Here is a 9,532-nt window from a genome sequence, read left to right on the forward strand (position 1 = left end):
CTTCCTCCAGCGCCTCCGCGAACACCGGGAAACGATCCGCCAGTTCACGGCCCATCCCCAGCCGCTGCGACCCCTGACCCGAGAACAGGAAACCCAGCAGATGCGATGCCGCCTCGCCCACCACGACGCCGGGTCCCTCCCGGTCCTCGGCGAGAGCGGCCAGTATCGTTCGGAAGGTGGCGGTTTCCTCGGCGACGACCACCGCGCGGTGCTCCAGCGCCGCCCGCGACGTCGCCAGCGAGTAGCCCACGTCGGCCGGGGACTGATCGTCCACGAAGGACGCCAGCCGGGCGGCCTGCGCCCGCAACGCCTCCGCGCTGCGGGCCGACAGCATCCACGGCAGCACCCCCCCACGTACCGGCTCCGGCGTGTCCGTGTCCACCTGCTCCACCGCAGGGGCCTGCTCGACGATGACGTGCGCGTTCGTCCCGCTCACACCGAACGACGACACACCCGCCCGTCGCGGTCGGTCCACGTCCGGCCACGCACGCTGCTCGGTGAGCAACTCCACGGACCCCGCCGACCAGTCCACGTGCGAGGACGGCTCGGTGACGTGCAGGGTCTTCGGCAGTACGCCGTGCCGCATCGCCATGACCATTTTGATCACGCCCGCGACACCGGCGGCGGCCTGGGTGTGCCCGATGTTGGACTTCACCGAGCCCAGCAGCAAGGGCTCACCGGTACGACCCTGCCCGTAGGTCGCCAGCAGCGCCTGGGCCTCGATCGGGTCGCCCAGCGTCGTCCCCGTACCGTGCGCCTCGACCGCGTCCACCTCGGACGGGGCGAGTCCGGAAGCGGCCAGCGCGGACCGGATGACCCGCTGCTGCGACGGGCCGTTCGGCGCGGTCAGCCCGTTCGACGCACCGTCCTGGTTCACCGCCGAGCCTCGCACCACCGCGAGCACCTGGTGGCCGTTGCGCTGTGCGTCCGACAGCCGCTCCACCAGCAGCATGCCGACGCCCTCGCCCCAGCCGGTGCCGTCCGCGCTGTCGGAGAACGCCTTGCAGCGTCCGTCCACCGCCAGCCCGCGCTGGCGGCTGAACTCGATGAAGGAGTTCGGTGTCGACATCACCGTCACACCGCCGACGAGTGCCAGCTCGCATTCGCCCTGGCGCAGCGCCTGAACGGCCCAGTGCAGGGCGACCAGCGACGACGAGCACGCCGTGTCGACCGTGACGGCGGGGCCCTCGAGGCCGAAGGTGTAGGACAGCCGGCCGGAGATGATGCTGGCCGCGTTGCCGGTGGCCAGGTGTCCGCCCACGTCCTCGGCGGAGCCGTGCAGGGCGAGCAGCCCGTGGTCCTGGCCGTTGGTGCCGATGAAGACACCGGAGCGGGTGCCCCGTACCGTGTGGGGGTCGATGCCCGCTCGTTCGAACACCTCCCAGGAGGTTTCGAGGAGCAGTCGCTGCTGCGGGTCCATCGCCAGCGCCTCGCGCGGCGAGATGCCGAAGAACGCCGGGTCGAACTCCGCCACGCGGTCGAGGAACGCGCCCATGCGGGTGTACGACGTGCCGGTGCTCGCCGGGTCCGGGTCGAACAGGGCGTTCAGGTCCCAGCCGCGGTCGGTGGGGAAGCCGGTGACCGCGTCCGTCTCGGACTCAAGGAGGCGCCACAGGTCCTCCGGTGAGGTGACCCCGCCGGGGAAGCGGCAGCTCATGCCGACGATCGCGATGGGCTCGCTGGCCTTCTCCTCGACCTCGCGCAGCCGTTGCCTGGTCTGCCGCAGATCCGCGGTCAAGCGCTTCAGGTAGTCGAGGACCTTCTCGTCGTTCGACATGTGCTTGTTACCCCTCATTGGTGAGCCCTGGTGAAAGTCCGTACCTGCGGATCAGGAGTTGCCGAGCTCTTCGTCGATGATGTTGAAGACGTCGTCCAGCGTCGCCGAGTCCAGGTCGTCCGCCGTGGCCTCGGGCTCCTTGTCGTCCCAGGTGGACAGGAGCGAGCGGAGCCTGAGCCGGATGTCCCCGACGAGCGCGTCGTCCGGGTCAAGGCGGGAGATGGTGACCGTGAGTCTGTTCAGCTCGCTGAGCACCGCGGCGGCGGGTGTGCCGTGTTCGGCGAGTACCGTCGTCCGCAGGTGGGCCGCGAGTGCCGCCGGGGTCGGGTGGTCGAACACCAGGGTGGCGGGCAGCCGCGTGCCGACCTCGGCGTCGAGCCTGTTGCGCAGTTCCACGGCGGTGAGCGAGTCGAAGCCGAGTTCCTTGAAGGCCCGGTCCGCCGTGACGGCCTCCGGTCCGGTGAAGCCGAGGACGGCCGCGGTGTGGGTGCGGACGAGGTGGACCAGCGCCCGGTCCTGCTCCGCCTCGGTGAGGCCGGCCAGCCGCTGGGTCAGCGGGACCGTGCCGTCGGAGCCGTTACCGGCGGGCCGTGCGGCCCGCCGGGCGGGCGTGGGCACCAGGGCGCGCAGCAGGGGCCGTACCTGCTCGGGGTGGGCCCGCAGCGTGGCGAGGTCCAGCGCGGCGGGCACCGTCGTCGCGGCGCCGGTCGCGCACGCCGTGTCGAACAGTGCCATGCCGTCCTCGGAGGTGAGCGGGACCATGCCGCCCCGCGCCAGCCGCCGTACGTCGGCATCGTCGAGGTGGCCGGTGATGCCGCTCGCCTCGGCCCACAGGCCCCAGGCCAGTGCGGTCGCGGGCAGTCCGGCGGCCCTGCGGTGCTGGGCGAGCGCGTCCAGGAAGGCATTGGCGGCCGCGTAATTGCCCTGGCCGGGACCGCCGAACACGCCGGCGGCGGCGGAGAACAGAACGAACGCGGTCAGGTCGTGCTCCCCGGTCAGCTCGTGCAGGTGGAAGGCGGCATCGGCCTTGGGCGCGAACACCGTGTCGACGTGTTGCGGGGTCAGGGACTCGATGACGCTGTCGTCAAGGGCGCCCGCCGTGTGGACGACGGCGGTCACGGGGTGTGCGGCGAGGAGGGCGGCGAGCGCGGTGCGGTCGCCGACGTCGCAGGCGGCGACGGTGACGCGTGCGCCCAGCTTGGCCAGTTCCCCGCGCAGTTCCTCCGCGCCGGGGGTGGCCGGACCGCGCCTGCCGGTCAGGACGAGGTTCCGGACGCCGTGGCGGGTGACGAGGTGGCGTGCGGTCACACTGCCGAGCACGCCGAGGCCGCCGGTGATCAGTACGGTGCTCTCGGGGGTGAAGGCCGCCTGCTCGGGGGCGTCGGCCGGGGTGGCGAGCCGTGTCAGTCTGGCCACGGTGGCGGTGCCGTTCCTGATGACGACCTGTGGTTCGCCGGTCGCCACGGCGGCGGGCAGCTTCCGCAGCGACTTCTCGTCGTCGTCCACGTCGGCTAGGACGAATCGCTCCGGGTGTTCCGACTGCGCCGAGCGCACCAGGCCCCACGCGGGAGCGCGTACCAGGTCCGGTACGGCGTCGTCGGGTGCCGCGGCCACCGCTCCGCTGGTGACGAGGACGAGCCGCGACGCGGTGAACCGGTCGTCGGCGAGCCACTTCTGGAGCAGGTCCAGGGTGTGGTGCGTGGCCTCGCGAGGGGTGGTCGCGTTCTCCGCGGGTGTCATGGCGACACACCTCGGTACGGGCAGGCCCGCGTCGACGGCGGCGATGAGCGCGTTCAGGCCGGTGTGCTCGTCCACCGGTTCGCCCACCGCGGTGAGCGCGTGGGCCAGGCGGGCGGTGTCGGAGCCGATGACCGCCCAGGTGCCGGGCCCGGCGGCGGCGTCCGGCATCGGTACCCAGGTCACCTCGAAGAGCGCGTCGCGGTGGGCGGAGCGCGCGGGGCCGAGCTGGTCGGCGGAGAGGGGGCGCAGGGTCAGCTCGTCGACGGCGGTGACCGGTTCGCCGGCGCCGTCGGCGGTGAGCACGGCCACGGCGTCCACGCCGACCGGTGTCAGACGGACCCGCAGCGACGTCGCCCCGGTCGCGAGGAGCCGCGCCCCGGCCCAGGAGAACGGCAGCTTCTGAGGGCCCGTCCCGTGCCCGGTGAGGTGCAGCGCGGCCTCCAGGAGCGCCGGGTGCAGGCCGAAGCCCGGGTCGGCGAGGCCATCCGGCAGCGTCACTTCGGCGAACACCTCGTCGCCCTTGCGCCAGGCGGCGCGCAGCCCCTGGAAGGCGGGGCCGTGGTCGAGGCCGGACGCGGTGACGGCGGCGTGGTGGGCGTCCAGGTCGACCGGTTCGGCCCCGCCGGGTGGCCAGGCCACGAGGTCGTCGGTGACGGGGGCCGCCTGTGCGCTCAGGGTGCCGGTGGCGTGGCGGGTCCAGTCACCGCCCTCGTCCCCGCGGGAGTCCACGGTGAACGCCCGCCTGCCCGAGGTGTCGGGTCCGTTGACGCTGAGCCGTATCTGGACGCCGTCGCGTTCGGGCAGCACCAGGGGTGCTTCGAGGACCAGGTCGTCCAGGACGGCGCAGCCGACGTGGTCGCCGGCGCGCAGCGCGAGGTCCACATAAGCCGTGCCGGGGAGGACCGGGGTGCCCAGGAGGCGGTAGTCGGTGAGCCAGGGGTGGGTGCGCGGGGAGAGCCGGCCGCTGAACACCAGGCATTCGGAGTCCGGGAGTTCGGTGACGGCGGCGAGCAGGGGGTGGTCCACCCGGCCGAGGCCCGCCGAGGTCACGTCACCGGAGGCGGCGGGCGCCGTGGTGGGCCAGAAGCGCTGGCGCTGGAAGGGGTAGGTGGGAAGGTCCACGTGCCGGGCTTCGGGCAGCGGCCAGTCCATCCGGGCGCCGCGCACGAACAGTCCGCTCGCCGACTTCAGCAGCCGGTCCTGGCCGCCGTCGTCGCGCCGCAGTGAGCCGGTGACCAGTCCGTCGGCTCCGGCCAGTTCGCCGAGCCCGGCGACCAGCACCGGGTGCGGGCTGACCTCGACGAAGGTGGTCAGGCCCTCCCCCACGAGGGTGGAGACGGAGTCGGCGAACTCCACCGTCTGCCGCAGGCTGCGGTACCAGTACGAGGCGTCCAGGTCGCGGGTGTCCAGCCAGCCACCGGCCAGCGGCGAGTAGTACGGGATGTCGCCGGAGCGCGGTGTCACGTCGGCGAGCCCTTCGAGGATTTCCGCCTCGACGCACTCGACGTGGTGGGAGTGCGGGGCGTAGTCGGCCTTGACGCGCCGCGCCCACACTCCCCGGTCGGCGCAGACGTCCATCAGCTCGTCCAGGGCGGCGATGTCACCGGAGACGACGACCGAGGTGGGGCCGTTCACCACGCCGACGGCGAGCTGCCCATCCCACCGGGCGAGGAGCTGCCGTACGTCGTCCACGCCGAGCGCGAGCGAGACCATGCCGCCCCGGCCGGCCAGCGCGGTCAGCGCCTTGCTCCGCAGGACGGCCAGCTTGGCGGCGTCCGGCAGGGACAGCGCGCCGGCGACGCACGCCGCGGCGATCTCGCCCTGGGAGTGGCCCAGTACGGCGCTCGGTTCGACGCCCCAGGATCGCCAGGTGGCGGCCAGTGACACCATCACCGCGAAGAGGGCGGGCTGGACGACGTCGAGGCGCTCCATCAGGCCGGGGTCCTGGATCGCGTCGAGCAACGACCAGTCGACGTACTCGCCCAGCGCCTCGGCGCACTCCTCCATCCGGGTCCGGAACTCCGGTGCGGAGTCCAGGAGTTCCAGGGCCATGCCGACCCACTGTGTGCCGTGGCCGGGGAAGACGAACACCGTGCCGGTGCCGCGGCTGCCGGGCGTGCCGGTGACGACGTTCGGTGCCTCGCGGCCCTCGGCCAGGGCGGTGAGGCCGGTGCGGAAGTCATCCCGGTCGCGGCCCACCACCACGGCCCGGTGGTCGAACAGCGCGCGGGACCGCAGGGAGTGGGCGATGTCGGCGACGGTGACGGCGCCGTCGCCGCGCTCGAGGTCCTCGTGGAGGCGGGCCGCCTGCTGCCGCAGGGCATCGGCGGACCGCGCGGACAGCACCCACGGCACAGCGCCCGGCACGGTCGGCGCGAGGTCCGGGGACGCGGTCTCGGGGGCCTGCTCGATGATGGTGTGCGCGTTGGTGCCGCTGAAGCCGAACGACGACACCCCGGCCCGCCGGGGGCGGTCGACGGCGGGCCACGCCCGCTGGTCGGTGAGCAGTTCCACCGCACCCGCGGACCAGTCGACGTGCGAGGACGGCTCGGTGACGTGCAGCGTGCGCGGCAGTACGCCGTGCCGCATCGCCATCACCATCTTGATCACGCCCGCCACACCGGCCGCCGCCTGTGTGTGCCCGATGTTGGACTTCACCGAGCCCAGCAGCAGCGGCCGCTCGGCCGGGCGGTCCTGACCGTAGGTCGCCAGCAGCGCCTGCGCCTCGATCGGGTCACCCAGCGTCGTCCCCGTCCCGTGCGCCTCGACGGCGTCGACCTCGGCCGGGGTGAGGCCCGCACTGGCGAGTGCCTGGCGGATGACGCGCTGCTGGGAGGGCCCGTTGGGGGCGGTCAGGCCGTTGGACGCGCCGTCCTGGTTGACGGCGGACCCGCGTACGACCGCGAGGACCCGGTGGCCGTTGCGCCGGGCGTCCGACAGCCGCTCCACCAGCAGCATGCCGATGCCCTCACCCCAGCCCGTGCCGTCGGCGCTGTCGGAGAACGCCTTGCAGCGGCCGTCCACGGACAGTCCCCGCTGACGGCTGAACTCGATGAACGCACCCGGTGTCGACATCACCGTCACACCGCCCGTGAGGGCCATCTCGCACTCGCCCGAGCGCAGTGCCTGCACCGCCAGGTGCAGGGCCACCAGCGACGACGAGCACGCCGTGTCCACGGTCACCGCCGGGCCCTCGAGGCCGAAGGTGTAGGACAGCCGGCCGGACATGACACTCGCCGCGCTGCCCGTCGCCACGTGCCCGCCCACGTCCTCGCGGGCGCCGTCGAGGACCAGACCGTAGTCCTGCACGTTGGAGCCGACGAACACGCCGACGCACTCACCGCGGACCGTGTTCGGGTCGATGCCGGTCCGCTCGAAGACCTCCCACGACGTTTCGAGGAGCAGCCGCTGCTGCGGGTCCATGGCCAACGCCTCGCGCGGTGAGGTGCCGAAGAAGGACGCGTCGAAGTCCGCCACGTGGTCGAGGAAGGCTCCCCTGCGCGAGTACGTCGTGCCGACGCCCGCCGGGTCCGGGTCGTACAGGGCCTCGATGTCCCAGCCGCGGTCGGCCGGGAACTCCGTGACCGCGTCCCCGCCCGACATGAGCATCTGCCACAGGTCCTCGGGGCTGGTGACGCCGCCGGGGTACCGGCACGCCATCGCGACGATCGCGATCGGCTCGTCGGCCGCGGCCGACGGGGCGGCGGCCGGTGCCAGGGCGGTTTCGCCGCGCGGTGCCACGACGGCCGACAGCAGGTGGTCGGCGAGCGCCCCGGGGGTGGGGTGGTCGAAGACCACGGTCGCGGGCAGGGTCAGGCCGGTCTCGGCCGCCAGCGCGTTGCGCAGTTCCACGGCGGTCAGCGAGTCGAAGCCCAGGTCGCGGAAGGCGAGGTCGGCGTCGACGGCACCGGCCGTGGTGTGCCCCAGGACGGTGGCCGCCCGCGCCACCACCAGGTCACGTACCAGTTCGCCCCGCTTGGCCGCGTCGAGGCCGGTGAGCCGGGTGCGCAGTTCCGCCCCGTCCCGGCCGGAGCCGTCCGCTTCCGCGGGTCCGTCGGCACCGGCGTCCCGGCCCGCGACGGCTTCGCGTGCTTCGGGCAGGTCGGCGAGGAGCGGGCTGGCCCTGCCGATGGTGAACGCGGGCGCGAACTTCGCCCAGTCGACGTCCGCCACGACGGTGTTCGCCGCGCCGCCGCCGACCGCGCCGGCGAGGGCACCCACCGCAACCTCGGGCGGCAGCGCCAGGAGCCCGCGCCGGGAGAGCTGCCGCTGGGCCTCGTCGTCGGCCATGCCGCCGCCGCCCCAGGGGCCCCAGGCCACGGCTGTGCCGGGCAGGCCCCGGGCGGTGCGGTGCTCGGCGAACGCGTCGAGGTAGGCGTTGGCCGCGCTGTAGCCGGCCTGGCCGCCGCTGCCCCAGACGCCGGCGATGGAGGAGTAGACGAGGAAGGCGTCGAGCGGTGTGTCCGCGAGCAGGTCGTGCAGGTGCGCGGCGCCGGCGATCTTGGCGCCCACCACGTCCGCGAAGCGAGCGAGGCCGGTGTCCTGGACGGGGGCGCTGTCGTTGAGTCCGGCGGTGTGCACGACGGCGGAGACCCGGTCCCCCGCGGCGGCCAGGCCGTCGAGGAGCGCGGCGAGCGCTCCCCGGTCGGCGATGTCGACGGCGGCGACGGTGACGCGGGTGCCCAGCCCGATGAGCTCGGCCTCCAGCTCCGCGGCGCCGTCGGCCGCGCTGCCGCGCCGGCTCACCAGTACGACGTGCTCGGCGCCGTGCGCGGCGGACCAGCGCGCGGCCCTCGCGCCCAGGGCGCCGAGACCGCCGGTCACCAGGACCGTGCCGCGCGGCGTCCAGTCGGAGCCGGGGGCGGTCCGGTCGGCCCGGCGCAGCCGGCGCGTGAACACACCGGCCCCCCGTACGGCGACCTGGTCCTCGGCCCCGCCGAGGAGCCCGCACAGCCGGGCGGCCACCCGCTCGTCCACGGCCTTCGGCAGGTCGGCCAAGCCTCCCCAGCGGGCGGGGTGTTCGAGCGCCGCGGCCCGGCCGAGCCCCCACACCATCGACTGCGCGAAGCCCTCCACCTCATCGCCCGCGACGGCGGCCACCGCGCCCGAGGTGACGCACCACAGCGGCGCCCGCACCTCGGCGTCGCCGAGCGCCTGCACCAGCACGAGGGTGGCCGCCACCCCGTTCGGCACCACAGGGTGGTCGACGTGCGGTGACTCGTCGAACGCCAGCAGGGACAGGACTCCGCCGATCTCCTCGCCTCGCGCGAGGATCCCCTCGGCGGTCGTGCGCAGCGCGTCGGCGAGCCCCGCGCGGTCCGCCCGGTCGACCTCGACCACGGCGAGCGTCAGGCCGCTGCGGGCGAGCAGTTCGCCGAGCGCACGGGCCCGCTCGTCCCCGGCGAACACCACGACCGGCCAGGTGCCCGCAGGAGGCGTCGTCGCCGGCATCCCGACGGGCTTCCAGCGGACGGTGTAACGCCACTGGTCCAGGGTGGACTTCTCGTGGCTCCGGCGCCGCCACGACGTCAGGAACGGCAGGACGGCCCGGAGCGAGTCGGCCGCCCCGTCCTCGGTGATGCCCAGCGACGACGCGAGCGCGGTCGCCTCCTCGCCCTCCACCGCGGCCCAGAACCGGGCCTCGTCGGCGTTCGGCGCGGCCTCGCCGGTGGCGGCGGGCGGGGCGTCCATCCAGTAACGCCGGTGCTGGAAGGCGTACGTCGGCAGGTCGACCCGCCGGGCGCCGCTACCCGCGAAGTACGCGGCCCAGTCGACCGGCACGCCCCGCGTGTGCAGGGCGGCCACCGTCGTGACGAGCGCGGCCTCCTCGGACCGGTCCGCGCGCAGCGCGGGCAGGAACACCGCCTCGGGCGCGCGACCGGGTCCCAGCGCGGACAGCGTGCCGCCGGGACCGACCTCGACGAACGTGCTCACTCCCTCGTCCACCAGCGTGCCGACGGCATCGGCGAAGCGGACGCACTCGCGGACGTGCCGCACCCAGTACTCCGGAGAGGC

Annotated in this window: 1 protein-coding gene and 1 pseudogene; both read right to left on the minus strand. The window is 74.2% G+C overall.

Annotated elements, in window-relative coordinates:
- Positions 1-1,777, minus strand: a 1,777-nt coding sequence (locus KYY02_RS32880) for a type I polyketide synthase (RefSeq protein ID WP_371244583.1), incomplete at its 3' end; no start/stop codon positions are given.
- Between the two features lie 51 nt (positions 1,778-1,828).
- A pseudogene (locus KYY02_RS32885) lies at positions 1,829-9,514 on the minus strand (SDR family NAD(P)-dependent oxidoreductase); the annotation flags it as partial.
- Positions 9,515-9,532: the final 18 nt, after the last annotated feature.

The organism is Streptomyces pimonensis, assembly GCF_041380215.1.
Taxonomy (GTDB): domain Bacteria; phylum Actinomycetota; class Actinomycetes; order Streptomycetales; family Streptomycetaceae; genus Streptomyces; species Streptomyces pimonensis.